Origin of the sequence: Bacillus sp. FSL R9-9492 (assembly GCF_038007365.1) — a bacterium.
In the GTDB taxonomy this organism is placed as follows: domain Bacteria; phylum Bacillota; class Bacilli; order Bacillales; family Bacillaceae_G; genus Bacillus_A; species Bacillus_A mycoides.
The window spans coordinates 236,069-260,732 of record NZ_JBBOXC010000001.1 but is presented as its reverse complement, the minus strand read 5'-3'; the positions used below and the strand labels follow the sequence as shown (position 1 = coordinate 260,732).

At 40.3% G+C, this 24,664-nt stretch carries 20 protein-coding genes, 14 tRNA genes, 3 rRNA genes and 1 riboswitch; of the genes, 4 read left to right on the top strand and 33 right to left on the bottom strand.

Annotated features, from left to right (window positions below; translation table 11 throughout):
* Positions 1 to 250: 250 nt before the first annotated feature.
* The 4 genes from guaA to MKY70_RS01495 all read right to left on the bottom strand — a co-directional run bounded on the left by guaA (position 251) and on the right by MKY70_RS01495 (position 4,355).
* Complete coding sequence (gene guaA, locus MKY70_RS01510; protein ID WP_131248060.1) at positions 251 to 1,789, bottom strand: glutamine-hydrolyzing GMP synthase; 1,539 nt, start codon at positions 1,787 to 1,789, stop codon at positions 251 to 253.
* A 165-nt stretch (positions 1,790 to 1,954) separates the two neighbouring features.
* Positions 1,955 to 2,056, bottom strand: a riboswitch (purine riboswitch).
* A 139-nt stretch (positions 2,057 to 2,195) separates the two neighbouring features.
* Positions 2,196 to 3,830: a chaperonin GroEL gene (gene groL, locus MKY70_RS01505; RefSeq protein WP_088034007.1), complete on the bottom strand. Its 1,635-nt coding sequence runs from the start codon at positions 3,828 to 3,830 to the stop codon at positions 2,196 to 2,198.
* Positions 3,831 to 3,867: 37 nt separating this feature from the next.
* Positions 3,868 to 4,152, bottom strand: coding sequence for a co-chaperone GroES (groES, locus tag MKY70_RS01500; RefSeq protein ID WP_002009985.1), 285 nt, complete (start codon positions 4,150 to 4,152; stop codon positions 3,868 to 3,870).
* A gap of 74 nt (positions 4,153 to 4,226) precedes the next feature.
* Entirely contained in the window at positions 4,227 to 4,355 is a 129-nt protein-coding gene (locus MKY70_RS01495) for a hypothetical protein (RefSeq protein ID WP_002029450.1), read from the bottom strand.
* 199 nt (positions 4,356 to 4,554) lie between these two features.
* Here MKY70_RS01495 and MKY70_RS01490 point away from each other — a divergent pair, with 199 nt between their 5' ends.
* Both MKY70_RS01490 and MKY70_RS01485 read left to right on the top strand, forming a co-directional pair.
* The gene (locus MKY70_RS01490; protein ID WP_341022686.1) at positions 4,555 to 5,304 is read left to right on the top strand and encodes a CPBP family intramembrane glutamic endopeptidase; all 750 of its coding nucleotides are present in this window, start codon (positions 4,555 to 4,557) and stop codon (positions 5,302 to 5,304) included.
* Positions 5,301 to 5,492: a YdiK family protein gene (locus MKY70_RS01485; protein ID WP_001246201.1), complete on the top strand. Its 192-nt coding sequence runs from the start codon at positions 5,301 to 5,303 to the stop codon at positions 5,490 to 5,492. Before MKY70_RS01490 ends, MKY70_RS01485 begins: the two co-directional genes overlap by 4 nt.
* A gap of 29 nt (positions 5,493 to 5,521) precedes the next feature.
* Here MKY70_RS01485 and MKY70_RS01480 read toward each other — a convergent pair whose 3' ends face one another.
* A complete protein-coding gene (locus MKY70_RS01480; protein WP_000372704.1) occupies positions 5,522 to 6,151 on the bottom strand; it encodes a redox-sensing transcriptional repressor Rex in 630 nt (209 codons plus the stop codon).
* Between the two features lie 187 nt (positions 6,152 to 6,338).
* Here MKY70_RS01480 and MKY70_RS01475 point away from each other — a divergent pair, with 187 nt between their 5' ends.
* Entirely contained in the window at positions 6,339 to 8,261 is a 1,923-nt protein-coding gene (locus MKY70_RS01475; RefSeq protein WP_217809914.1) for an ABC-F family ATP-binding cassette domain-containing protein, read from the top strand.
* Between the two features lie 413 nt (positions 8,262 to 8,674).
* Here the strand turns inward: MKY70_RS01475 and tsaD are convergent, their stop codons facing one another.
* The 22 genes from tsaD to MKY70_RS01365 form a co-directional block, all read right to left on the bottom strand.
* Positions 8,675 to 9,691: a tRNA (adenosine(37)-N6)-threonylcarbamoyltransferase complex transferase subunit TsaD gene (gene tsaD / locus MKY70_RS01470; RefSeq protein ID WP_002009991.1), complete on the bottom strand. Its 1,017-nt coding sequence runs from the start codon at positions 9,689 to 9,691 to the stop codon at positions 8,675 to 8,677.
* Positions 9,691 to 10,134, bottom strand: a complete 444-nt coding sequence (gene rimI / locus MKY70_RS01465) for a ribosomal protein S18-alanine N-acetyltransferase (protein WP_002063534.1) — start codon at positions 10,132 to 10,134, stop codon at positions 9,691 to 9,693. Before rimI ends, tsaD begins: the two co-directional genes overlap by 1 nt.
* A 13-nt stretch (positions 10,135 to 10,147) precedes the next feature.
* The gene (gene tsaB, locus MKY70_RS01460; RefSeq protein ID WP_341022682.1) at positions 10,148 to 10,840 is read right to left on the bottom strand and encodes a tRNA (adenosine(37)-N6)-threonylcarbamoyltransferase complex dimerization subunit type 1 TsaB; all 693 of its coding nucleotides are present in this window, start codon (positions 10,838 to 10,840) and stop codon (positions 10,148 to 10,150) included.
* Positions 10,821 to 11,294, bottom strand: coding sequence for a tRNA (adenosine(37)-N6)-threonylcarbamoyltransferase complex ATPase subunit type 1 TsaE (gene tsaE / locus MKY70_RS01455; RefSeq protein WP_016101417.1), 474 nt, complete (start codon positions 11,292 to 11,294; stop codon positions 10,821 to 10,823). Before tsaE ends, tsaB begins: the two co-directional genes overlap by 20 nt.
* 174 nt (positions 11,295 to 11,468) lie before the next feature.
* Positions 11,469 to 11,544 (bottom strand) — tRNA-Asp (locus MKY70_RS01450).
* Positions 11,545 to 11,547: 3 nt separating this feature from the next.
* Positions 11,548 to 11,624 (bottom strand) — tRNA-Met (locus MKY70_RS01445).
* Between the two features lie 12 nt (positions 11,625 to 11,636).
* A 5S ribosomal RNA gene (gene rrf, locus MKY70_RS01440) occupies positions 11,637 to 11,752 on the bottom strand.
* Positions 11,753 to 11,854: 102 nt separating this feature from the next.
* A 23S ribosomal RNA gene (locus MKY70_RS01435) occupies positions 11,855 to 14,776 on the bottom strand.
* A gap of 146 nt (positions 14,777 to 14,922) precedes the next feature.
* Positions 14,923 to 16,474 (bottom strand): 16S ribosomal RNA (locus MKY70_RS01430).
* Together the 16S, 23S and 5S rRNA genes with 14 tRNA genes alongside form the textbook arrangement of a ribosomal RNA operon.
* Before the next feature lie 76 nt (positions 16,475 to 16,550).
* A tRNA-Gly gene (locus MKY70_RS01425) sits at positions 16,551 to 16,621 on the bottom strand.
* A gap of 1 nt (position 16,622) precedes the next feature.
* A tRNA-Pro gene (locus MKY70_RS01420) sits at positions 16,623 to 16,699 on the bottom strand.
* Between the two features lie 3 nt (positions 16,700 to 16,702).
* A tRNA-Arg gene (locus tag MKY70_RS01415) sits at positions 16,703 to 16,779 on the bottom strand.
* A gap of 96 nt (positions 16,780 to 16,875) precedes the next feature.
* Positions 16,876 to 16,958: transfer RNA gene (locus tag MKY70_RS01410), tRNA-Leu, on the bottom strand.
* A gap of 16 nt (positions 16,959 to 16,974) precedes the next feature.
* Positions 16,975 to 17,047, bottom strand: a tRNA-Lys gene (locus tag MKY70_RS01405).
* A gap of 5 nt (positions 17,048 to 17,052) precedes the next feature.
* A tRNA-Gln gene (locus tag MKY70_RS01400) sits at positions 17,053 to 17,127 on the bottom strand.
* 87 nt (positions 17,128 to 17,214) lie between these two features.
* Positions 17,215 to 17,290 (bottom strand) — tRNA-Asp (locus tag MKY70_RS01395).
* Positions 17,291 to 17,293: 3 nt separating this feature from the next.
* A tRNA-Met gene (locus MKY70_RS01390) sits at positions 17,294 to 17,370 on the bottom strand.
* Positions 17,371 to 17,394: 24 nt separating this feature from the next.
* Positions 17,395 to 17,470, bottom strand: a tRNA-Val gene (locus MKY70_RS01385).
* Between the two features lie 4 nt (positions 17,471 to 17,474).
* Positions 17,475 to 17,549 (bottom strand) — tRNA-Glu (locus MKY70_RS01380).
* An 8-nt stretch (positions 17,550 to 17,557) separates the two neighbouring features.
* Positions 17,558 to 17,648, bottom strand: a tRNA-Ser gene (locus MKY70_RS01375).
* Positions 17,649 to 17,651: 3 nt separating this feature from the next.
* Positions 17,652 to 17,726, bottom strand: a tRNA-Asn gene (locus MKY70_RS01370).
* 114 nt (positions 17,727 to 17,840) lie between these two features.
* Positions 17,841 to 18,296, bottom strand: a complete 456-nt coding sequence (locus MKY70_RS01365; RefSeq protein WP_016095131.1) for a SprT family protein — start codon at positions 18,294 to 18,296, stop codon at positions 17,841 to 17,843.
* Between the two features lie 210 nt (positions 18,297 to 18,506).
* On the opposite strand from MKY70_RS01365, the gene cmpA reads away from it, so the two are divergent.
* Positions 18,507 to 18,623, top strand: a complete 117-nt coding sequence (gene cmpA, locus MKY70_RS01360; protein ID WP_001143642.1) for a cortex morphogenetic protein CmpA — start codon at positions 18,507 to 18,509, stop codon at positions 18,621 to 18,623.
* A gap of 57 nt (positions 18,624 to 18,680) precedes the next feature.
* On the opposite strand, the gene MKY70_RS01355 is transcribed toward cmpA, so the two are convergent.
* From MKY70_RS01355 to acpS, 6 genes are all read right to left on the bottom strand, one after another.
* Complete coding sequence (locus MKY70_RS01355; protein WP_140152430.1) at positions 18,681 to 20,849, bottom strand: Tex family protein; 2,169 nt, start codon at positions 20,847 to 20,849, stop codon at positions 18,681 to 18,683.
* 68 nt (positions 20,850 to 20,917) lie between these two features.
* Positions 20,918 to 21,268, bottom strand: coding sequence for a type II toxin-antitoxin system endoribonuclease NdoA (ndoA, locus tag MKY70_RS01350; protein ID WP_000635965.1), 351 nt, complete (start codon positions 21,266 to 21,268; stop codon positions 20,918 to 20,920).
* 4 nt (positions 21,269 to 21,272) lie between these two features.
* The gene (locus MKY70_RS01345) at positions 21,273 to 21,560 is read right to left on the bottom strand and encodes an antitoxin EndoAI (protein WP_000004570.1); all 288 of its coding nucleotides are present in this window, start codon (positions 21,558 to 21,560) and stop codon (positions 21,273 to 21,275) included.
* A gap of 311 nt (positions 21,561 to 21,871) precedes the next feature.
* Positions 21,872 to 23,041, bottom strand: coding sequence for an alanine racemase (gene alr / locus MKY70_RS01340; RefSeq protein WP_088034765.1), 1,170 nt, complete (start codon positions 23,039 to 23,041; stop codon positions 21,872 to 21,874).
* 117 nt (positions 23,042 to 23,158) lie between these two features.
* A complete protein-coding gene (locus MKY70_RS01335) occupies positions 23,159 to 24,109 on the bottom strand; it encodes a LolA family protein (RefSeq protein WP_002091373.1) in 951 nt (316 codons plus the stop codon).
* Positions 24,110 to 24,265: 156 nt separating this feature from the next.
* The gene (gene acpS / locus MKY70_RS01330) at positions 24,266 to 24,625 is read right to left on the bottom strand and encodes a holo-ACP synthase (RefSeq protein WP_088034763.1); all 360 of its coding nucleotides are present in this window, start codon (positions 24,623 to 24,625) and stop codon (positions 24,266 to 24,268) included.
* Positions 24,626 to 24,664 lie beyond the last annotated feature (39 nt).

The window sequence follows — 24,664 nt, the reverse complement described above, 5'->3', positions numbered from 1 at the left end:
TTATCATTCCGCTCTAAATCGTTTACTCTAATTATACAATAATTTATAACCCACTAATATAATTTTTCGCTTCTACTAGATTTAAGAAAATTAACGATCTTTTTTAACAGTTCCTTAAAATAAAAAGCCCTCCCAAGAAATTGGGGGGGCTTTTGGTGGGGAACTATATATTTTCAAACCTTTTTTACAGTTTAATTAATGTAGAAAACACTTAAAAATAAGCTTCCACAAATTAATTTATTTAATACCGTTATTCCCACTCAATAGTTGCTGGTGGCTTACTCGTTATATCATACACGATACGGTTAACGTGTTTTACTTCGTTTACGATACGTACAGAGATTTTCTCTAATACGTCCCAAGGGATACGTGCCCAGTCAGCTGTCATACCATCGATAGATGTTACTGCGCGGATACCTACTGTGTAATCGTAAGTACGCTCGTCACCCATAACACCTACACTACGCATACCAGGAAGCGCAGTGAAGTATTGCCAAACTTCGCGGTCTAATCCTGCTTTTATAATTTCTTCACGTAAAATCGCATCAGATTCACGAACGATTTCTAATTTCTCTTCTGTAATTTCACCTAATACACGAATACCAAGTCCTGGACCTGGGAACGGTTGACGCCATACGATTTCATCAGGAATTCCTAATTCTGATCCTAATACACGTACTTCATCTTTAAATAAAGTGTTTAAAGGCTCAATTAATTTGAACTGCATGTCTTCTGGAAGTCCACCAACGTTATGGTGAGATTTAATTGTTTGTGCAGTTGCTGTACCACTTTCAACGATGTCTGTATAAAGTGTACCTTGCGCTAGGAAGTCCATTCCTTGTAATTTAGAAGCTTCATCATCAAATACGTAAATGAATTCATTACCGATAATTTTACGTTTTTGCTCTGGATCTTCTACACCTTTTAACTTGTTCATGAAGCGCTCTTGTGCATCCACTTTAATAACGTTCATATGGAAGCCTTCGCTAAATGTTTTCATAACACCTTCTGCTTCATCTTTACGAAGTAAACCGTGGTCCACGAAAATACATGTTAATTGGTCACCAATCGCTTTATGAATTAATACTGCTACAACAGAAGAGTCTACACCGCCACTAAGTGCGCATAATACTTTTTTGTCTCCAACAGTTTCACGGATCTTCTCTAATTCTACTTCAATAAAGTTCTCCATGTTCCATCCTTCAGAACAACCACATACGCCGAATACGAAGTTTTTAATTAAATCGTTACCGTGCTCAGAGTGACGTACTTCTGGGTGGAATTGTACACCGTATAAGTTTTTGTCTTCATTGCTCATACCAGCAATTGGACAAGACTCACTTGTTGCATCTACTACGAATCCTTCAGGTAAACCAGTTACTAAGTCACCATGGCTCATCCATACAACTTGCTCTTCTGGAAGGTTCGCATATAATTTTGATTCGTTCTCTACTTTAAGAACAGCTTTTCCATACTCACGGTGGTTGGCACGTTCTACTTTCCCACCGAAGTGTTGCGTCATAAGCTGCATACCGTAACAAATACCGAAAATCGGTAATCCTAGCTCAAAGATTTTTTCATCACAATGTAATGCGCCTTCACCGTATACACTATTTGGTCCACCAGAGAAAATAATCCCTTTTGGATTCATTGCTTTAATTTCTTCTGCAGTAATTGTATGTGGATGAAGTTCACTGTATACACCGAACTCACGAATTCGACGTGCTATTAACTGATTGTACTGACTCCCAAAATCTAAAACGATAATTGTATCATGCTGCTTCTTCAAAATAATCACCCCAACGTTAGTTCTCGTATATAAATATTTTCACCAATTTGGCGAAAAGCATTACTAATATAATAAAAAAAGCCAGTCCTCCGCCTCTAGTCTCATGACAAAGAAAAGGCAGGGGTCTGGCTTTATAAAGAAAGATAGTCTTCCGCTCTTTATAAATATAAGACGCACTGCCTTCATAGTCAGGTTGTTTACGGTAACCCGGTAGAGACTCTCAAACCATATCATCGAGGATATATGAAGGATTGTTTTATATTATCTTCCTAGATTCTAACAATGAAGTATCGGTATGGTCAAGAGAGAAAGCGACAAAATTCTACAGAAATTATTTTCCTGCGCTCAAAAACATAAAAAAACATCCACTTCTATATAGAAGTGGATGTTTTTCGGGAGAACGGAATTACATCATTCCGCCCATACCGCCCATGCCCATGCCGCCCATGTCAGGCATTGCTGGTGCATTTGGTTCTGGCTTGTCAGCAACTACAGCTTCAGTCGTTAAGAACATAGCTGCAACAGATGCTGCGTTTTGAAGTGCAGAACGAGTTACTTTAGCTGGATCTACGATACCAGACTCAAGCATGTTAACCCATTCGCCAGTAGCTGCGTTGAAACCAACGCCTACTTTTTCGCCTTTTAGACGCTCTACAACTACAGATCCTTCTAGACCAGCGTTGATTGCGATTTGACGAACTGGCTCTTCTAGTGCACGAAGTACGATGTTGATACCTGTTGCTTCGTCGCCTTCAGCTTCGATAGAAGCTACTTTTGTGTATACGTTCATAAGTGAAGTACCACCACCTGCAACGATACCTTCTTCTACTGCTGCACGAGTTGAGTTAAGTGCATCTTCAATGCGAAGTTTGCGCTCTTTTAACTCAGTTTCAGTTGCTGCACCTACTTTAATTACTGCTACACCGCCCGCAAGTTTAGCAAGACGCTCTTGTAATTTTTCACGATCGAATTCAGAAGTAGTTTCTTCTAATTGCGCGCGGATTTGACCGATGCGAGCTTCGATTTGTTGTGAATTTCCAATACCTTCAACTACAGTTGTGTTTTCTTTCGTTACAACAATTTTACCAGCGCGTCCTAAAGATTCAACTGTAGCAGATTTTAAGTCACGTCCTAATTCTTCAGTGATTACTTCGCCACCAGTTAAGATTGCGATATCTTCTAGCATTGCTTTACGACGGTCACCAAATCCAGGAGCTTTAACAGCAACTACATTGAATGTACCACGAAGTTTGTTCACTACTAATGTAGCTAACGCTTCGCCTTCTACATCTTCAGCAATGATAAGAAGTGGTTTACCTTGTTGTACCACTTGCTCTAATACTGGTAAGATTTCTTGGATGTTAGAAATCTTTTTGTCAGTAATTAAAATGTATGGGTTATCAAGAACTGCTTCCATTTTGTCAGAATCAGTAATCATGTAAGGAGATGCATATCCACGATCAAATTGCATACCTTCTACTACGTCTAATTCTGTTGTGAATCCTTTAGATTCTTCTAAAGTAATAACGCCGTCGTTACCAACGCGCTCCATTGCTTCAGCGATTAATTGACCTACTTCTTCGTCAGCCGAAGAAATAGCAGCTACTTGTGCGATAGAAGATTTACCTTCGATTGGTTTAGAAATCGCTTTTAATTCTTCAATTGCAGCAGTAACAGCTTTTTCGATACCTTTACGAAGACCCATTGGGTTTGCACCAGCTGTTACGTTTTTAAGACCTTCACGAATCATAGCTTGCGCTAATACAGTTGCAGTTGTCGTTCCGTCACCAGCTACATCGTTTGTTTTGCTAGCAACTTCTGCTACTAATTTCGCACCCATGTTTTCGAATGCATCTTCTAATTCGATTTCTTTTGCGATTGTTACACCATCATTTGTAATAAGTGGTGAACCGAATTTTTTCTCAAGTACAACGTTACGACCTTTTGGTCCAAGCGTTACTTTTACTGCGTTTGCAAGAGTGTCGACACCGCGAAGCATCGAACGACGTGCTTCTTCACTAAATTTAATATCTTTTGCCATAATAATTGACCCCCTTGGATTTTTAAAATGTATATAATTAACCGATAATTGCTAAAATGTCACTTTCACGTAAAATCAAGTAGTCTGTACCTTCGTATTTCACTTCAGTACCTGCATATTTTGAGAAGATGATAAGATCACCTGCTGCTACCTCTAAAGCAACACGCTCACCATTTTCAAGCACTCGGCCTGTACCTACTGCAATAACTTTACCCTCTTGTGGTTTTTCTTTTGCAGTTTCTGGTAATACAATACCACTTGCTGTTTTTTCTTCTGCTTGAACAAGTTCAATTACAACGCGATCACCTAATGGCTTTAGCATGAACAATAACCTCCTCATTTTGTTATGTAAATTTTATTTATTAGCACTCAAGTCACACGAGTGCTAACACACTTCTAATAATAAATAATCTCAATTTCTTTTGCAAGTAAAAAAATCATAATTTTTTCGCAAATTACTTTATGCACTTTCCTATATATCATTACTTCTTCTACTGCCTTTACTATATGAATCGTTGTTCCCACTTCTTGTATGTTACAATATGAAAGACACCCTAAGTTGTTTTCGCTAAACGTACAACTTTTTCCTGTCTCCTATTTTATTTTCAAATACTTATTTACAAAAAAAATATAATTCAAATGAAAGTTTATATCGTAGGTAGCATATTTACATGTTATCCTACCTTATCTCATACACTAGAGTTAGAAAGGATGGTTAAACCATTTGAAGAAACAATATTGGTGGATTATCGTTACATACATTTTAATGCAGTTATCAGGCATTGCCGGGTTACCGCTTCTCCTGAAAACTGGACTATACGATAATAGGGGATTTACTAGAGAGGAAAAACTTCAACTCATAACTGGTCATTGGGCTATCATTAGCTTTTTCATTGCATTATGCGTTGTACTTTGGTTACTCAGAACAGACATTCGTGACAGGCATTTAGATAAAATGCGCTCTACTGTTCCAGCTACAATTGGGTGGATTTTTATTGGTTTCTTCTTAGCGCTGTTCTCACAAAGCATTGCCGGTATGATTGAAATACGTTTATTAGGGATTACACCTGGATCCGAAAATACAGCAAGACTTATGGACATCGCAAGAACGACACCTTGGTTCCTTATTGTCATATCTATAATAGGACCTATTTTGGAAGAAATCGTATTTAGAAAAATTTTATTCGGTACACTTTATAAGAAGTTTAACTTCTTTATTGCCGCTATTATTAGTTCACTTGTATTCGCGGCGATTCATTTTGATTTTACTCACTTATTGGTATACACTTCTATGGGGCTCGTATTCGCCTTTTTATACGTAAAAACGAAACGAATTATAGTTCCTATTGCAGCTCATGTTGCAATGAATACATTAGTTGCAGTTGCTCAAGTTGTAGTAAGCAATGAGCAAATTCAAGAAATGATTAAAGAAGCTGAAAAAATGCAAGGCTTTATCGGAGGATTTTTAGTATGAGAAACTCACCATTGTTCATGGCTGCATTGTACTTTCTTCTTGGATGTATCTTTACACGCTTCGCCATTACGAACGTAACAGATACAATCTGGAATATGTGGACAATACTATTTGCAGTTATGGCAACAATTGATTTTAATTTGGCACTTCGCCTTATCTTAGTTAAATTCACAAAGAAAAAACAATAATAAAACGCAGAGGTCATCTCCTCTGCGTTTTATTGTGGATAATTCTTCAAAAAGTAAACAAGTGTTTGTAACTCTACAGCTAAATCAATGTGATGAATCCTTATATTCTCTGACACATTTAAGCGTGCTGGTGTGAAATTTAAAATACCATGCACGTTCGTTTCTGCCAATCTATCTGCCACAGATTGCGCTACTGTAGCGGGTACCGTTAATATTGCCACTTGTATATCAGTTGATAAACGTTCTTCTAGTTCATCCAAATGATATACAGGAATGCCTCCGATTTCTGTTCCAACTTTCTCTTCACTAACATCAAACGCCATTTCAATTTTTGTATTATTGTTTTTCGTGAAATTATAATGTAAGAAAGCGGTCCCTAAATTACCTACTCCAATAAGTGCCACGCGTGTTATATCATCTTGGTCGAGTGTTTCACGGAAAAATGATAATAAATAATTTACGTTATATCCATATCCTTTTTTCCCTAACGCTCCAAAATATGAAAAATCTCTTCGAATAGTTGCGGAATCAACCTTTACCGCTTCACTCAATTCGGCTGATGAAACACGTTGCTTACCAGAAAGAGATAAGTTTTGGATAAATCGATAGTATAGAGGCAATCGTTTGGCAGTGGCTTGTGGAATTTTTTGCTGATCCATATAACCTCTCCTCTCTTCCTATCTTTATTCTTATACTTGAATCAAATACAGAAGTTTAGTACTCATGAATTTCCTTGTATAATAAAGAGAAGAAGTATTCTCTCTTTATTTTAAACTATACACTATTTTTAGTATGATTGAGAAATATAAACATGGCAAAGTTAAGAAATTATTTGAGGTGAAAACATTGATATTATTACAAGTGAATGGGCTTTCGAAATTATACGGTGCAGAAACGATTCTTGCAAACATAAAATTGGAAGTACAAACAAAAGATCGTATCGCATTAGTCGGACGAAATGGAGCTGGAAAATCTACATTATTAAAAATAATAGCTGGCGAGTTATCTCATGATGGTGGTGAAATTATAAAACCGAAAGATGTCTCAATGGGGTATTTAGCTCAAAATACCGGATTAGAAACGTCTTTAACAATTTGGGATGAAATGTTAACCGTCTTTACACACTTGCAGCAGATGGAGACAAAACTTCGAAGGCTAGAGCAAGAGATGGGAAAAGAAGAAAACTTTTCAAATGCGGCTATATATGAGAAATTATTAGCTGATTATGACCAATTACAATTAGATTATAAAGATCAAGGCGGCTATCAGTACGAAGCGGATATACGCTCAATTTTAAGCGGTCTTGGCTTCCCAGTTGAAACGCATCAGACGAAAATTTCCACATTAAGTGGTGGACAAAAGACTCGATTAGCTCTTGGGAAATTATTATTAACTAGACCAGACTTACTTATTTTAGACGAACCTACAAACCATTTGGATATTGAGACACTAACATGGCTTGAACAATATTTACAAGGCTATCCTGGCGCGATTTTAATCGTTTCCCATGACCGTTATTTCTTAGATAAACTTGTTACACAAGTATACGAAATTTCTAATAAGGAAAGCCGACGATTTTTTGGTAACTACAGTAAATATTTAGACTCAAAATCAGCTCTATACGAGCAAGAAATGAAGCGTTATGAAAAACAACAAGATGAAATTTCTAAACTGGAAGACTTTGTACAAAAAAATATAGCTCGTGCATCTACGACAAAACGCGCTCAAAGTCGCCGTAAACAATTAGACAGAATGGAAGTATTAACTAGACCATTAGGCGATTCTAAATCAGCTTCCTTCCACTTCGATATTGAAAAACAAAGTGGAAATGATGTTTTACAAGTGAAAGATGCAACTATTGGCTATTATCAGGAACCGATTATTGAACATGTAAATATGCGCTTAACTCGCGGTGACAGTGTTGCCTTAGTTGGGCCAAACGGAATTGGAAAATCTACATTATTAAAATCCATTGTGAATAAGTTACAGCTATTACATGGAAACGTTGCTTTCGGCTCAAATGTATCTGTTGGTTATTATGATCAAGAACAAGCCAACTTAACATCTTCGAAGCGAGTTTTAAATGAATTATGGGATGAATATCCCCTGCAACCTGAAAAAGAAATTCGCACTATACTAGGCAATTTTTTATTCACAGGGGATGATGTACTCAAACCAGTATCTTCTCTTAGTGGTGGACAAAAGGCTCGACTAGCTCTTGCAAAACTTATGATGCAAAAATCCAATTTATTAATTCTCGATGAGCCAACAAACCATCTTGATTTAAATAGTAAAGAGATTTTGGAGAATGCTTTAATTGATTACCCAGGTACTCTTCTATTCGTCTCTCATGACCGCTATTTTATTAATCGCGTAACGACAACCGTTGTTGAGTTATCAACAGAAGGTGCACAAGAATATTTAGGTGATTACGATTATTACGTTGAAAAGAAAAATGAAATGATTGAACGTGCGGAACTAGAGCAAGAAGATGAAGTACCTGTTCAAAAAGTGGTGGCACAAGAAAAATTAAATTATCTCGAAGAAAAAGAACGTAAACAGCTAGAGCGTCAACGTACTCGAAAGATTGAAGAACTGGAACAAAATATCGTAGGCTTAGAAGAAGAAATTGCTACGTTAGAAGATCAGCTTTGCTTACCAGAAATATATGCAGATTATGAAAAGGCTAGTGAAATTACAACTAAAAAGCAAACACTGCAAGAACAACTTGAAGCTTGTATGGCAGAATGGGAAGAACTGCATATATAAGAGAATTTAAAAGAGGAGGATGTCTCATAAGTCGGGCTTTTTGACGAGATGACCTCCTTTTTATTTTCTTTTTTGGAATCAATACCATAGTAAATAAAATTATATAACCGATTCGACAAGGGTTGACAATAGTAGCACCTTATATAATAAGAGGAGGATGTTTCAAAATGTTTTTTGGACATCTCTTTGTTTTTTATTTCCCAAAAAAGAATTTCTTCAAAGGTCAGACTTCCTCTATGTTATCCACAAGGTTATACACATATCCACCTTTATAATATAAACTTTCAAATAACTTTTCCACATTATCCACAACTACATAAAAAGTTATACACATTTTATGTACACAAAAAAACCCAAATTATCAACAGATAATTTGGGTTTTATCCACAAGCTGTGGTTAATTTTGTGTATAACTATGCTTCAATATCTAATCCTGGATTTGCATTTAAAGCTAATGTAGCGCGTTTTCCTTGTTCGTATGCAATTGTACCTGCAGCTGCAATCATCGCTGCATTATCTGTGCATAAAGATAGAGGAGGAATAATTAGCTCTATATTTTCTTTTTGTGCAAATTCTGCTGCTAAACGTGCACGAAGCCCTTTATTAGCAGCTACTCCACCAGCAAGAAGCACTTGTTTTACATTATAAGCATCTGCTGCACGAGACGCTTTCGTTACAAGTACATCTATTACACTTTCTTGGAAACTTGCTGCTAAATCTTCTGGTGCAATTTCTATACCGCGCTGTTTTGCGTTATGCACAGTGTTGATAACTGCTGATTTCAATCCACTAAAGCTGAAATCATACGAATCAGGTTCTAGCCACGCACGAGGCAAATCAATTGTTGGTTTTCCTTCATGCGCAAGGCGATCAATATGAGGACCACCTGGATAAGGCATTGATAATGTACGAGCTACTTTATCGTAAGCTTCTCCTGCCGCATCATCTCGCGTTTCACCAATTACTTCAAATGAACCATGTTCTTTCATATAAACAAGCTCCGTATGTCCACCGGATACAACAAGCGATAGTAACGGGAATTGTACTTCTTTTACTAAACGATTCGCATAAATATGACCAGCAATATGATGAACACCAACTAGAGGGATATCATGAGCAAAAGCCACAGCTTTCGCTGCATTTACACCTATTAAAAGTGCTCCGACTAAACCTGGGCCTTCTGTTACAGCAATTGCATCAATATCCTCAAAAGTGATATTCGCTTCTTTTAAAGCTTCTTCTAACACAACTGTGATTTCTTCTACATGATGACGGGATGCAATCTCTGGTACTACTCCGCCAAAACGCTTATGACTTTCAATTTGCGATGCAACGACATTCGCAATGATTTCCGTTCCATTTTTAACAACTGCTACAGCTGTTTCATCACAGCTTGTTTCAATACCAAGTATAATCGTATTTTTTTCCATTATATATTCACCCACATTACAAGACCATCTTCCTGATTGTCTGCATAGTATCGTTTACGAATCCCACCATTTTGAAATCCGTATTTTCTGTATAACTGCTTTGCTACTTCATTTGACATGCGTACTTCAAGTGTCATTGTTTTTACTCCTAACCCTTTCGCTTCGGAAATGACTTCTTTCAATAAGGCATCCCCTAGCTTTTGACCTCTGTATTCCGGCAGGATAGCTATATTTGTTACATGTGATTCATCAATAATTATCCACAATCCACAATATCCAATTACGAGACCATCTTTTTCTAGCACGACATAATGTGCATGTTCATTCACCTCTAATTCACGGTGAAAGGCATCTGCAGTCCAAGGGGTTGAAAAAGATGCTTCTTCAATAGCTACAATTTGAGCAATATCATCAAGTGCCATCTTTCTAAATATCATATCCATCTTCTGTAGGCCCCTATTGTTTTTGACTTTCTAACCATTTTGTTTCAGCTTCAGCTAAACGAAGATAGCTAGGAACAAACGTATGCACGTCTTGTTCTTCTTTTTGTAATCCTAAACATGCTAATTCACTTGGTCTCGGGTTATTCTTAGTGAACGGAGCAAATACAGCTTGATCACCTAAATATTCTACAATTGTTTCTTTATGCAATTTAACATCGTTACCAATAAATAAAACAGGCTGTTCTTTATCTTTTAACATTTGCAACCAGTCAACAATAAGAATAATTCGGTCTTCTTCTATTGAAGTTATACGCTCTCCTTCATATGTATATAACCCCGTGTAAATTTGACCACGTCGGCCATCAAATAAAGGACAAATTAGTCCATTAAAATTAGTACCATTTGCAGCCACCACTTCCAAACTTGATACACCTACAATTGGTATTTGAAGTGACCAAGCTAATGTTTTTGCCGCTGTCACACCTATACGAACACCTGTATATGATCCCGGTCCAGCTGCTACAACAATTTTAGTCAATTCTTTCGGTTTTACACCGCATTCTTTTAACAGTTTCTCTACAGCTGGCATAAGACGTACAGAATGGTTTTTTGTTAAATTTGTAATGATTTCCCCAATCACGTTCCCTTCCTCAATAAGGGATACACCCATTACGTCATTTGAAGTATCAATTGCTAGTACTTTCATCTTGTAATAGCTCCTCACATAATCTAATATAGCGATCTCCAATTGGCTCGAGTACAATTTTTCTTGTATCATCTCCAGCATGGAATAAACTAATTTGCAACTTCTCATTCGGTAAATATACTTCTATTAAATGAGCCCATTCTACTACTGTGATCCCTTCACCATAGAAATACTCATCAAATCCTAAATCTTCTTCACTTTCCGCTAAACGATACACATCCATATGATATAGCGGTAATCTTCCTTTATATTCTTTAATAATATTGAAGGTAGGACTATTTACGACTCTTTTCACTCCAAGACCTTTTGCTAGTCCTTTCGTAAAAGTCGTTTTGCCAGCTCCAAGATCACCTTCTAAAATAATTACATCTTTTTCTTTTACAAGTCTCCCTAATTTTTCTGATAATCGCTGGGTTTCTTCGGAAGATTTTGTTGTTATTTCATATTTACTCACAGACTTCACCTACTTTACTCACAATGTTCTCTGCTCTTTATTATACAGGTTTTAAATATATAAAAAAGTCCTTAGGAGTTTTCCTAAGGATAGTTTGACTGTCTTTATTAGTTTTTTGTTAAAACAAATAAAAAAATACGAAACAACTTGTTTCGTTCTTTTCTTTATATAAAATGGCGGTCCCGACCGGGGTCGAACCGGCGATCTCCTGCGTGACAGGCAGGCATGTTAACCACTACACCACGGGACCATTTGGTTGCGGGGACAGGATTTGAACCTGCGACCTTCGGGTTATGAGCCCGACGAGCTACCGTACTGCTCCACCCCGCGATGATATAAATAGCCTGGCAACGTCCTACTCTCACAGGGACAAGGTCCCAACTACCATCGGCGCTAGAGAGCTTAACTTCCGTGTTCGGTATGGGAACGGGTGTGACCTCTCTGCCATCATTACCAGACTATATTCATTTAAGACAAGAATTATCATAACTCATTCGACATTTAAAGTCAATAAGTTTTTTATATTCTCTCAAAACTAGATAACATTAGCTTCATATTATATGGTTAAGTCCTCGATCTATTAGTATTCGTCAGCTCCACATGTCACCATGCTTCCACCTCGAACCTATCAACCTGATCATCTTTCAGGGATCTTACTAGCTTACGCTATGGGAAATCTCATCTTGAGGGGGGCTTCATGCTTAGATGCTTTCAGCACTTATCCCTTCCGCACATAGCTACCCAGCTATGCCCTTGGCAGAACAACTGGTACACCAGCGGTGCGTCCATCCCGGTCCTCTCGTACTAAGGACAGCTCCTCTCAAATTTCCTGCGCCCACGACGGATAGGGACCGAACTGTCTCACGACGTTCTGAACCCAGCTCGCGTACCGCTTTAATGGGCGAACAGCCCAACCCTTGGGACCGACTACAGCCCCAGGATGCGATGAGCCGACATCGAGGTGCCAAACCTCCCCGTCGATGTGGACTCTTGGGGGAGATAAGCCTGTTATCCCCGGGGTAGCTTTTATCCGTTGAGCGATGGCCCTTCCATGCGGAACCACCGGATCACTAAGCCCGACTTTCGTCCCTGCTCGACTTGTAGGTCTCGCAGTCAAGCTCCCTTATGCCTTTGCACTCTACGAATGATTTCCAACCATTCTGAGGGAACCTTTGGGCGCCTCCGTTACACTTTAGGAGGCGACCGCCCCAGTCAAACTGCCCACCTGACACTGTCTCCCGGGTCGATAAGACCCGTAGGTTAGAATTTCAATACAGTCAGGGCGGTATCCCACCAGCGCCTCCACCGAAGCTAGCGCTCCGGTTTCAATGGCTCCCGCCTATCCTGTACAAACTGTACCAAAATTCAATATCAGGCTACAGTAAAGCTCCACGGGGTCTTTCCGTCCTGTCGCGGGTAACCTGCATCTTCACAGGTACTATAATTTCACCGAGTCTCTGGTTGAGACAGTGCCCAAATCGTTACACCTTTCGTGCGGGTCGGAACTTACCCGACAAGGAATTTCGCTACCTTAGGACCGTTATAGTTACGGCCGCCGTTTACTGGGGCTTCAGTTCAGAGCTTCGCTTACGCTAACCCCTCTCCTTAACCTTCCAGCACCGGGCAGGTGTCAGCCCCTATACTTCGCCTTACGGCTTCGCAGAGACCTGTGTTTTTGCTAAACAGTCGCTTGGGCCTATTCACTGCGGCTTTCCGTTAAGAAAGCACCCCTTCTCCCGAAGTTACGGGGTCATTTTGCCGAGTTCCTTAACCAGAGTTCTCTCGCACACCTTAGGATTCTCTCCTCGCCTACCTGTGTCGGTTTGCGGTACAGGCACCTTTTATCTCGCTAGAAGCTTTTCTTGGCAGCGGGGAATCAAAGACTTCGCTCCATAAGGAGCTTCCCCATCACAGCTCAGCCTTCACGATAAGCGGATTTGCCTACTTATCAGCCTAACTGCTTGGACGTGCACAACCAATCGCACGCTTCTTCTATCCTTCTGCGTCCCTCCATTGCTCAAACGATAAAGAGGTGGTACAGGAATATCAACCTGTTGTCCATCGCCTACGCCTGTCGGCCTCGGCTTAGGTCCTGACTAACCCTGAGCGGACGAGCCTTCCTCAGGAAACCTTAGGCATTCGGTGGACGGGATTCTCACCCGTCTTTCGCTACTCATACCGGCATTCTCACTTCTAAGCGCTCCACCAGTCCTTCCGGTCTGACTTCACTGCACTTAGAACGCTCCCCTACCACTGATACCATTGGTATCAATTCGCAGCTTCGGTGGTGTATTTAGCCCCGGTACATTTTCGGCGCAGAGTCACTCGACTAGTGAGCTATTACGCACTCTTTAAATGGTGGCTGCTTCTGAGCCAACATCCTAGTTGTCTAAGCAACTCCACATCCTTTTCCACTTAATACACACTTTGGGACCTTAGCTGGCGATCTGGGCTGTTTCCCTCTTGACTACGGATCTTATCACTCGCAGTCTGACTCCTAAGGATAAGTCATTGGCATTCGGAGTTTGACTGAATTCGGTAATCCGATGAGGACCCCTAGTTCAATCAGTGCTCTACCTCCAAGACTCTTACACTTAAGGCTAGCCCTAAAGCTATTTCGGGGAGAACCAGCTATCTCCAGGTTCGATTGGAATTTCTCCGCTACCCACACCTCATCCCCGCACTTTTCAACGTGCGTGGGTTCGGGCCTCCATTCAGTGTTACCTGAACTTCACCCTGGACATGGGTAGATCACCTGGTTTCGGGTCTACGACCACGTACTAAACGCCCTATTCAGACTCGCTTTCGCTGCGGCTCCGCCTCTTCAGCTTAACCTCGCACGGGATCGTAACTCGCCGGTTCATTCTACAAAAGGCACGCCATCACCCATTAACGGGCTCTGACTATTTGTAGGCACACGGTTTCAGGATCTCTTTCACTCCCCTTCCGGGGTGCTTTTCACCTTTCCCTCACGGTACTGGTTCACTATCGATCACTAGGGAGTATTTAGCCTTGGGAGATGGTCCTCCCAGATTCCGACGGAATTTCACGTGTTCCGCCGTACTCAGGATACATTCAAGAGAGAACGAAGTTTCGACTACGGGGTTATTACCCTCTGTGACGGACCTTTCCAGGTCGCTTCGTCTACCTCGTTCCTTTGTAACTCCGTATAGAATGTCCTACAACCCCAAGAGGCAAGCCTCTTGGTTTGGGCTAGATTCCGTTTCGCTCGCCGCTACTCAGGAAATCGCATTTGCTTTCTCTTCCTCCAGGTACTTAGATGTTTCAGTTCCCTGGGTCTGTCTTCCATACCCTATGTATTCAGGTAAGGATACCATACCATTACGTATAGTGGGTTTCCCCATTCGGAAATCTTCGGATCAAAGCTTACTTACAGCTCCCCGAAGCATATCGGCGTTAGTCCCGTCCTTCATCGACTCCTAGTGTCAAGGCATCCACCGTGCGCCCTTTCTAACTTAACCAAACTAAAATTAAAAAAATATGAGCTACACTGTTATCTAGTTTTCAAAGAACATACATTTAAACTTGAGAGATAGTTCTCTCAAAACTGAACGAAACAAAACAAGTCAACGTTTATTGATGAACTGCGTTCATCAATTCTCCATAGAAAGGAGGTGATCCAGCCGCACCTTCCGATACGGCTACCTTGTTACGACTTCACCCCAATCATCTGTCCCACCTTAGGCGGCTGGCTCCATAAAGGTTACCCCACCGACTTCGGGTGTTACAAACTCTCGTGGTGTGACGGGCGGTGTGTACAAGGCCCGGGAACGTATTCACCGCGGCATGCTGATCCGCGATTACTAGCGATTCCAGCTTCATGTAGGCGAGTTGCAGCCTACAATCCGAACTGAGAACGGTTTTATGAGATTAGCTCCACCTCGCGGTCTTGCAGCTCTTTGTACCGTCCATTGTAGCACGTGTGTAGCCCAGGTCATAAGGGGCATGATGATTTGACGTCATCCCCACCTTCCTCCGGTTTGTCACCGGCAGTCACCTTAGAGTGCCCAACTTAATGATGGCAACTAAGATCAAGGGTTGCGCTCGTTGCGGGACTTAACCCAACATCTCACGACACGAGCTGACGACAACCATGCACCACCTGTCACTCTGCTCCCGAAGGAGAAGCTCTATCTCTAGAGTTTTCAGAGGATGTCAAGACCTGGTAAGGTTCTTCGCGTTGCTTCGAATTAAACCACATGCTCCACCGCTTGTGCGGGCCCCCGTCAATTCCTTTGAGTTTCAGCCTTGCGGCCGTACTCCCCAGGCGGAGTGCTTAATGCGTTAACTTCAGCACTAAAGGGCGGAAACCCTCTAACACTTAGCACTCATCGTTTACGGCGTGGACTACCAGGGTATCTAATCCTGTTTGCTCCCCACGCTTTCGCGCCTCAGTGTCAGTTACAGACCAGAAAGTCGCCTTCGCCACTGGTGTTCCTCCATATCTCTACGCATTTCACCGCTACACATGGAATTCCACTTTCCTCTTCTGCACTCAAGTCTCCCAGTTTCCAATGACCCTCCACGGTTGAGCCGTGGGCTTTCACATCAGACTTAAGAAACCACCTGCGCGCGCTTTACGCCCAATAATTCCGGATAACGCTTGCCACCTACGTATTACCGCGGCTGCTGGCACGTAGTTAGCCGTGGCTTTCTGGTTAGGTACCGTCAAGGTGCCAGCTTATTCAACTAGCACTTGTTCTTCCCTAACAACAGAGTTTTACGACCCGAAAGCCTTCATCACTCACGCGGCGTTGCTCCGTCAGACTTTCGTCCATTGCGGAAGATTCCCTACTGCTGCCTCCCGTAGGAGTCTGGGCCGTGTCTCAGTCCCAGTGTGGCCGATCACCCTCTCAGGTCGGCTACGCATCGTCGCCTTGGTGAGCCGTTACCTCACCAACTAGCTAATGCGACGCGGGTCCATCCATAAGTGACAGCCGAAGCCGCCTTTCAATTTCGAACTATGCAGTTCAAAATATTATCCGGTATTAGCCCCGGTTTCCCGGAGTTATCCCAGTCTTATGGGTAGGTTACCCACGTGTTACTCACCCGTCCGCCGCTAACTTCATAAGAGCAAGCTCTTAATCCATTCGCTCGACTTGCATGTATTAGGCACGCCGCCAGCGTTCATCCTGAGCCAGGATCAAACTCTCCAATAAAGTTAGTTTGTCTAGCATCTAAAAATAAAAATTGACGTTCACGTTGTTTGTTTCGTTCAGTTTTCAAAGAACTAAAAGCGGGTGAAGAGAATCGAACTCTCGACCAGAGCTTGGAAGGCTCTTGTTTTACCACTAAACTACACCCGCGTGGTCGGGAAGACAGGATTTGAACCTGCGACCCCCTGGTCCCAAACCAGGTGCTCTACCAAGCTGAGCCACTTCCCGTTATGGCGCGCCCGAGAGGAGTCGAACCCCTAACCTCTTGATCCGTAGTCAAACGCTCTATCCAATTGAGCTACGGGCGCTTATTCATGATGTTTTTTCGTCGTTGTATTTTGGCGACTCAATTATCTTACCATACTACATTTTCAAATGCAAGTACTTTTTAAAAGATTTTTTGATGCGGCCGAGAGGACTTGAACCTCCACGGGGTTTCCCCCACTAGGCCCTCAACCTAGCGCGTCTGCCGTTCCGCCACGACCGCGCGGAAAAAACAAAAGTGAGCCATGAAGGATTCGAACCTTCGACCCTCTGATTAAAAGTCAGATGCTCTACCAACTGAGCTAATGGCTCGTAAATGGCTGGGCTAGCTGGATTCGAACCAGCGCATGACGGAGTCAAAGTCCGTTGCCTTACCGCTTGGCTATAGCCCATCGAAATAGTCATCTTCTTTTCAAAGACAAATGTTATTTTACCATAATATCCAATAAAAAACAACTGCTATATAGCAGAAGTTAAAATGGCGGTCCCGACCGGGGTCGAACCGGCGATCTCCTGCGTGACAGGCAGGCATGTTAACCACTACACCACGGGACCATTTGGTTGCGGGGACAGGATTTGAACCTGCGACCTTCGGGTTATGAGCCCGACGAGCTACCGTACTGCTCCACCCCGCGATAATATTATTTATATAATTTATATGGTGGAGGATGACGGGATCGAACCGCCGACCCCCTGCTTGTAAGGCAGGTGCTCTCCCAGCTGAGCTAATCCTCCGAAGTGGTGACCCGTACGGGATTCGAACCCGTGTTACCGCCGTGAAAGGGCGGTGTCTTAACCACTTGACCAACGGGCCAATATGTATGGCAGAGAAGAAGGGATTCGAACCCTCGCACCGCGTTAGCGATCTACTCCCTTAGCAGGGGAGCCCCTTGAGCCACTTGGGTACTTCTCTGTATGGCTCCGCAGGTAGGACTCGAACCTACGACCGATCGGTTAACAGCCGATAGCTCTACCACTGAGCTACTGCGGAATAATGAAGACAATTTGTATCTTATAAAAATTCTCATCGTAAGTCAAGAAGTTTTTTCACAACATCTTGCGCAAACGTGACATGTTTATAATATACTGGATTGCGTTTTCACTGTCAAGATGTTTTCACTACCAGTTTTAGTTGTCCTTTACACTTTCCACATACATATCTTTGTGTATTTATTTGACGTCTTCTTACATATTGAAAAGAACACCCCATACATTCATACATAGAAACTCTCGTTTCCTCCTCACTAATCATTCTTTTACAAAAACGTGGTGCACCTACTTTCTTTAATAACTCACGAAAATCTCTATCTCGATGCTTATACCCTTTTCCTGTGATATGTAAGTGATAATGACAAAGTTCATGTTTAACAATTCCGACTAACTCTTCTTTTCCATATACTTCGTAATATCGATAATTCAATTCTATATTATGATTCTTCAATAGATAGCGCCCACCAGTTGTACGTAACCTACTATTAAACATCGCTTTATGTAAAAACGGCATTCCAAAGCATTGTAACGATACCTCTTCCACTAACCGCTGAATTTCTTGCTCATCCATTCTCATTCCTCCTAAACTAAAAAATATTTCCACACTTTTCTCCCTTCTTATACATATAGTAAATAGTACATATACCCATCCTCATTCAAGAAGCGTGATTTCTAAAAATGCAGCATTGCTAGAAATCCACTCACCAACCTCTCATCAAAGTTACTTTAACTAAAAGGAGCTACTTTTTTTGAGAGCAGGATTAAACAAGGAGGGATTCCTATGCCCACGTGGCTAAAGAAACAAATGCAACGTGCATATTTTGAGAAAAACCGGTATCAAATCAAGTTACTAAATGAATGCTGGTTTTATTATAGTAAAATACATCAAAGCTCATAATCAATTAAACTTTCCAGTTCATAAAAAAAGAGCAGTTTCATCTGCTCTCTTTTCTTACTATTCAATCGGTAACATTGATAATGCAACACGACCTTTTTTCATATCAATATCATCTACCCATACCTTTACAATTTGTCCCACGGATACAATATCTAATGGATGCTTTACAAATTGTTTGCTTAATTTAGAAATATGTACTAAACCATCTTGCTTCACACCAATATCAACAAAGGCACCGAAATCAACAACATTGCGGATCGTTCCCTCTAATTCCATACCACGCTTTAAATCTTCTAATTTTAAAATCCCCTTTTTCAAAAGTGGCTTTGGCAACTCATCCCTCATATCTCGCTCCGGGCTAATTAAAGCATCCATAATATCAACTAACGTCGGCTCACCAATCTCCGTCTCTTGAGATAATTTAGAAATATCTACTCCTTCGAAACTCTTTTGCAAGTTTGGTTTCCCCACATCATTCTTTGATAACCCTAAGCTCTTCAATAGCAATTCAACATTTTTATATTGTTCTGGATGAATCCCTGTGCGATCTAACGGATTTGCTCCTTCTAATATACGTAAAAATCCGATACATTGTTCATAAGTTTTCGCACCTAAACGTGGGATTTTCTTTAATTCAGTACGCTTCGTGAATTTCCCATCTTCCTCACGCTTAGCTACAATGTTTTTCGCAACTGTTTTTGATAATCCCGAAACATATTGCAACAATGCAACTGAAGCTGTATTTACATTAACACCAACTCGGTTAACTGCTGTCTCTACTACAAATGTTAATGATTCATTTAATCTCTTTTGAGATACATCATGTTGATATTGTCCCACCCCAACAGATTTAGGGTCAATTTTCACAAGCTCTGCAAGTGGATCTTGTAGACGTCTCCCAATTGAAACAGCACTTCTTTCTTCAACCTGTAAATTCGGAAACTCCTCGCGAGCTACATCAGATGCTGAGTACACACTAGCACCCGCTTCATTTACAATAATGTAAAATACATCTCGTTCTACATTTTGTAATACATCTACTATAAATTCTTCCGTTTCCCTCGAAGCTGTACCATTTCCAATTGCTATCATTTCAACTTCATATTTATCTATAATTGAAATGATTTTCTTTTTTGCATCCTCATATTTACGAGCAGGCGGATGCGGATAAATAACATCTATGTGAAGAACTTTTCCTGTATCATCTACTACAGCTAATTTACAACCGGTTCTATATGCTGGATCTACCGCTAACACAACTTTCCCTTTCATCGGAGGTTGTAATAATAAATTACGTAAATTCTCAGAGAAAATATGAATCGCTTGTTCTTCGGCCGTTTCCATTAATTCTTTACGAATTTCTCTTTCTATTGAAGGTTGAATTAATCGCTTATATCCATCTTCCATCGCTAATTGTACATAATGCGCACTTTTAGAAGCTTCATCAAGAATCATTTTTTTATGTAAAAACTGAAGAATTTCTTCAATTGGCGTGATAACAGAAACTCTTAATACGTCTTCCTTTTCACCACGATTCATAGCTAGTACACGATGCGGTACTACTTTTTGCAACGGTTCTTCATAGCCATAATACATTTCATATATATTCTTTTCATCTTTTTCTTTATCTTTTACAGATGAAGACATAATCCCTTTTCGGAAAGTAGTATTGCGAATCCAACTACGATATGCCGCATTATCCGAAACAAGTTCCGCAATAATATCTTGCGCACCTTGCAACGCATCTTCTGCAGACGCCACTTCCTTTTCTGCATTAACAAATTCCATAGCCTTCTCTGCTGGATTTTCTTTTTTATATAATAATAGCCACTCAGCTAACGGTTCTAATCCCTTTTCTTTAGCAATTGTAGCTTTCGTTCTTCTTTTTTCTTTATATGGACGATATAAGTCTTCTACTTCTTGAAGTTTTGTTGCAGCAACAATATGACGACGCAACTCTTCGGTTAGTTTACCCTTTTCACCAATAAGACGAAGAACCTCTTCTTTCCTATCTTCTAGTTGCATCATATATTGCCATCTTTCTAAGATTGCACGAATTTGCACCTCATCAAGAGACCCTGTCCATTCTTTTCGGTAACGAGCGATAAATGGAACTGTGTTACCTTCTTCTGTTAATTGAATAACATGACGAACTTGCTTTTCTGTAAAGCCTAATTCTTTCACTAACATTTTCATTAACCCTTGTCGATTATCTACCATTTCCATATCCAACCGTAACCTCCTCTATAATAAAAAAAAGTTGCCCTGTAAAGAGAGCAACTTAAACTGCCGATTTAAAAATCTATTAGTCCTAAACTAATTTGTAACGCTTCATCTACACGACTCATCATCACTTCATCCAAATGAGTGATTTTGTCCGTTAAGCGTTGCTTATCGATTGTTCGAATCTGCTCAAGTAAAATAACAGAATCCCTCTCAAAACCGTACTTTTTCGCATCAATTTCCACATGAGTGGGTAATTTCGCTTTTTGAATCTGTGCAGTAATAGCCGCTACAATCACAGTCGGACTAAAACGATTTCCGATGTCATTTTGAATGACAAGAACCGGACGAACGCCTCCTTGCTCAGAACCAACAACTGGGGAAAGGTCTGCAAAATACACGTCGCCGCGTTTTACAATCAAAATATTACCCCCCGCTAACTAAGCGTTCTACTGTATGAGCTGCTTCATACTCTGCTAAGAAAGCTTCAGATGCAATACCAAGATTAATTTTTCCCATTTCAATGTACCCACGTCGCATTGATTCATGTTGGTAGCGTTTCTTCGTCTTATGTTGACGCAATAACAGTTGTGTTGCCTGGCAAATTAGTTCATGGCGATTCTTATTCTCTTGTTTTCCAATTCCGTCCAATTCCGTTACCATTTGCTTTGGCAACCGAACCACGATTTCAGTAGTTACACTTGATTCGGACACAAAAATACACCTCCACCGTCAACTACACACCCAAATATATATATGACACCTATTGTAATAATACCATTGTATGGAGCCTGTTGCAAAGACTTCCTTATTCCTTGCTTATGTTTTCCAATTCATAAATAAAACATTCATCTTCTTTTACTTTTTATCTCTTTCAAACAAGAAATAAAGCAATCCTTCAGTAATATTTCATTGCAACTTATATTAATAACAAGTATAAAAAGAAGCTCCCCAGCGAAAAAGAGCCTATTCTTTATTAGTGAAACTCCTCCAAATGACGAGATGCTGAGTAATAATACCTTCTTCTATATATCGTTCAAATAATTGATTACTTCTACAACTTTACCGTGTCGTATAAATATTCTCGGTACACGGAAGCTTATCGTTGCAATAATTTCATAATTAATAGTCCCGGAATATTCAGCAACCTCGGTAGCACTAATATACTCATCACCTTGTCTCCCAATGAGTGTAACTTTCGTACCAAGTGGCACTTCACAAGGAAGATGTATCATGAATTGATCCATTGTCACTCGCCCTACAATCGGTACTCTTTCACCGTTTACAAGTACCTTAAACCCTTGCAATCTTCTAAGCCAGCCATCTGCATATCCAATTGCAACTGTCGCAATCCATTCTTCAGTTCTCGTTCGGTATGTGACATTATAACTAATCCCATCTCCTTTAATCACTTGCTTAATATGAGCAACTTTCGTGTGAAGTGACAACGCCGGTTCCAATTTAAATGGTAAAAAAGGACGTATTTCTACAGATGGGGATAATCCATACATCGCAATACCAATTCGCACCGCATTAAATGTAATCCCTTGAAACCTTAACGTTGCGGCGCTATTGGCTGTATGGACAAATTTAGGATTCACTCCAAATTCTTTCAACCAACGTAACTGCTGCAAAAATGTATTATATTGCTTATCAAAGTAAGAAGTCTCAACCTCATCCGCTGTTGCAAAATGCGTATATACTCCTTCTAACTCTAAAAATGGCGCACCTTCTAAACTCTTTAAGAACCCTTTTAATTCTTTTCGTTCACGTATTCCGATTCTCCCCATACCACTATCAAAATTAATATGGAATTTCATTATTGATGAACCATCCCAGAGCTTTATCGCTTCTTCCACCCATTCTTTTTGAAAAACAGTTAATGCTACATCATTTTCAGCAGCTACATTTACATCACGGGGCGGGGAAGGACCTAATACTAAAATCGGTGCAGTAATACCAGCCCTCCGAAGCACTAAAGCTTCATCTAAAAAAGCAACTGCTAATCTTGTTGCTCCTGCTTCTAATGCAGTTTTAGCCACCGGTACATAATCGTGCCCATATGCATTCGCTTTAACTACAGCAAAAATCTCTACATCACTTGGAATGGACTCTTTAATATGTGTAACATTGTTATAGATCGCATCTAAATCTACTTCCACCCACGTGTCACGGTAAAACGGCGCTTCTTCCATAAATACACTTCCTTATACACGATATGCGAAGCTTATTCTTTTATATGCTTCTTTTATGAAATCCACCTTCAAACTAAGAAAAGACGTGGTGCACATATATCACCACGTCTAAGAAGTTTACTTCACCTGCTTCGCTGTAACCGAACGAGCAACCATCAACAACTCATTCGGCTCTAAACCTTTAGACACGAGCATATATTCTACTCCGTTATGTGACCACGTTACAGAGTCTTTCGTCAATGCACCAATCGTGAAACCAAGATCAACCGGCTCTCCACTTACACTTACCGCCGATGAGGCCTCTGCAACTTTTGACTTTTCTTGTATTAAAGTAAAGGATTTCTTACTTCCAGTGTATGTGAGTATTGCACGCTTGCCACTGTCTGTCTTCAACTCTTCTTCCTCTTTCAAAGTCATACCTTGCGGTGTATCACGTGGATATAAAATAGCAAACGGTTTGTCTTCTTTCGCTGCCGTCTGAACATCCACTTGTGCTCTAGACATATTTTGTTTCGTATCAAATGCACCTTTATCAAACTTTGCATCAAACTTTACTTTAGTGAAATCTACTTTTACAAGGACATTTTGATCATTATCCATCAGTTTCACAGAAACTGGTGTTAAATCACTTTTATTCAGCTTAATTTCTTGTTTCGGCAACATATTTTGATGTTGATAATTTGTTTTTGTTTTAAACACATAATACTTATCTGTTTTCTCGAAAGAGAGATTTTTCTTATCTTGCAAAATATCTCTTACAAGTGATTCATATAAATAAGCCTGGCTACTATTTTGCGGCCAATCACTTTGAAAACGGAAACTCTTATTAAGTGCCGGTGTTAATACAAATACACCTTCATCATTCCTTAAAATAATTTGACTCTGATCCTTTTTCGCATTCTGCAAATTCACACGATAATACGAAGGTTCTTTATGCCAAATTTCTACATTGTACTCTTGAGGTTCATTTCCTGTTTTAATAGATAATTTCGCTTCAGCTTGATAACTCTTCATACTTTTAACTTTCGTTTCTAAATCTCTCACAACATCTTCCTGTTTCTTTTCCATACAACCCGCCAACACAAAAACGGTCAATAAACCGACAAGAACTAAAAACAGACGCCTTTTCATCACTTCAGCCCCTTTGCCCCTATAAATGAATGGAAGATATGCCTTCCTTATCGCTACCCCAAATATATGAGACAAAGATATAAAATATGCAGACTAGCGTGACGAGCTTTCCAAAACAACTTGAGCAACGGCAAATTCTTTACTATGACTAATTGATAAATGAACAATATGCTCTGTATTTGTAATGATAATCGGCTTACCTCTATCATCATTCCTTACTTCAATATCTAAAAAACTCACTTCTTTCCCGATACCGGTCCCTACCGCTTTAGAATACGCCTCTTTTGCTGCAAATCTTCCAGCTACGAATTCTATAAGACGACTTCCTTTCAGCCCCTCGGCAACACCACGTTCTCTTTCAGTTAAAATACGTTCCATAAATTTAAGCTTTCCATCTAGCATTTTTTCAATTCGATTTAACTCAATAATATCGATTCCAATCCCTACAATCATTTCAAAATCCCCTTCTTCTATTTAGCTTTCTTCATTCAT

What these genes read in the sequence shown, in the direction of transcription:
- tsaB (WP_341022682.1), bottom strand. Translation starts at nt 10,840, where the DNA reads ATGAAAGTACTAGCAATTGATACTTCAAATGACGTAATGGGTGTATCC.
- rimI (WP_002063534.1), bottom strand. Translation starts at nt 10,134, where the DNA reads ATGGATATGATATTTAGAAAGATGGCACTTGATGATATTGCTCAAATT.
- alr (WP_088034765.1), bottom strand. Translation starts at nt 23,041, where the DNA reads ATGGAAGAAGCGCCGTTTTACCGTGACACGTGGGTGGAAGTAGATTTA.
- tsaD (WP_002009991.1), bottom strand. Translation starts at nt 9,691, where the DNA reads ATGGAAAAAAATACGATTATACTTGGTATTGAAACAAGCTGTGATGAA.
- cmpA (WP_001143642.1), top strand. Translation starts at nt 18,507, where the DNA reads ATGCCCACGTGGCTAAAGAAACAAATGCAACGTGCATATTTTGAGAAA.
- groL (WP_088034007.1), bottom strand. Translation starts at nt 3,830, where the DNA reads ATGGCAAAAGATATTAAATTTAGTGAAGAAGCACGTCGTTCGATGCTT.
- acpS (WP_088034763.1), bottom strand. Translation starts at nt 24,625, where the DNA reads ATGATTGTAGGGATTGGAATCGATATTATTGAGTTAAATCGAATTGAA.
- MKY70_RS01335 (WP_002091373.1), bottom strand. Translation starts at nt 24,109, where the DNA reads ATGGAAAAGAAACAGGAAGATGTTGTGAGAGATTTAGAAACGAAAGTT.
- MKY70_RS01480 (WP_000372704.1), bottom strand. Translation starts at nt 6,151, where the DNA reads ATGGATCAGCAAAAAATTCCACAAGCCACTGCCAAACGATTGCCTCTA.
- MKY70_RS01485 (WP_001246201.1), top strand. Translation starts at nt 5,301, where the DNA reads ATGAGAAACTCACCATTGTTCATGGCTGCATTGTACTTTCTTCTTGGA.
- MKY70_RS01355 (WP_140152430.1), bottom strand. Translation starts at nt 20,849, where the DNA reads ATGGAAATGGTAGATAATCGACAAGGGTTAATGAAAATGTTAGTGAAA.
- MKY70_RS01365 (WP_016095131.1), bottom strand. Translation starts at nt 18,296, where the DNA reads ATGGATGAGCAAGAAATTCAGCGGTTAGTGGAAGAGGTATCGTTACAA.
- groES (WP_002009985.1), bottom strand. Translation starts at nt 4,152, where the DNA reads ATGCTAAAGCCATTAGGTGATCGCGTTGTAATTGAACTTGTTCAAGCA.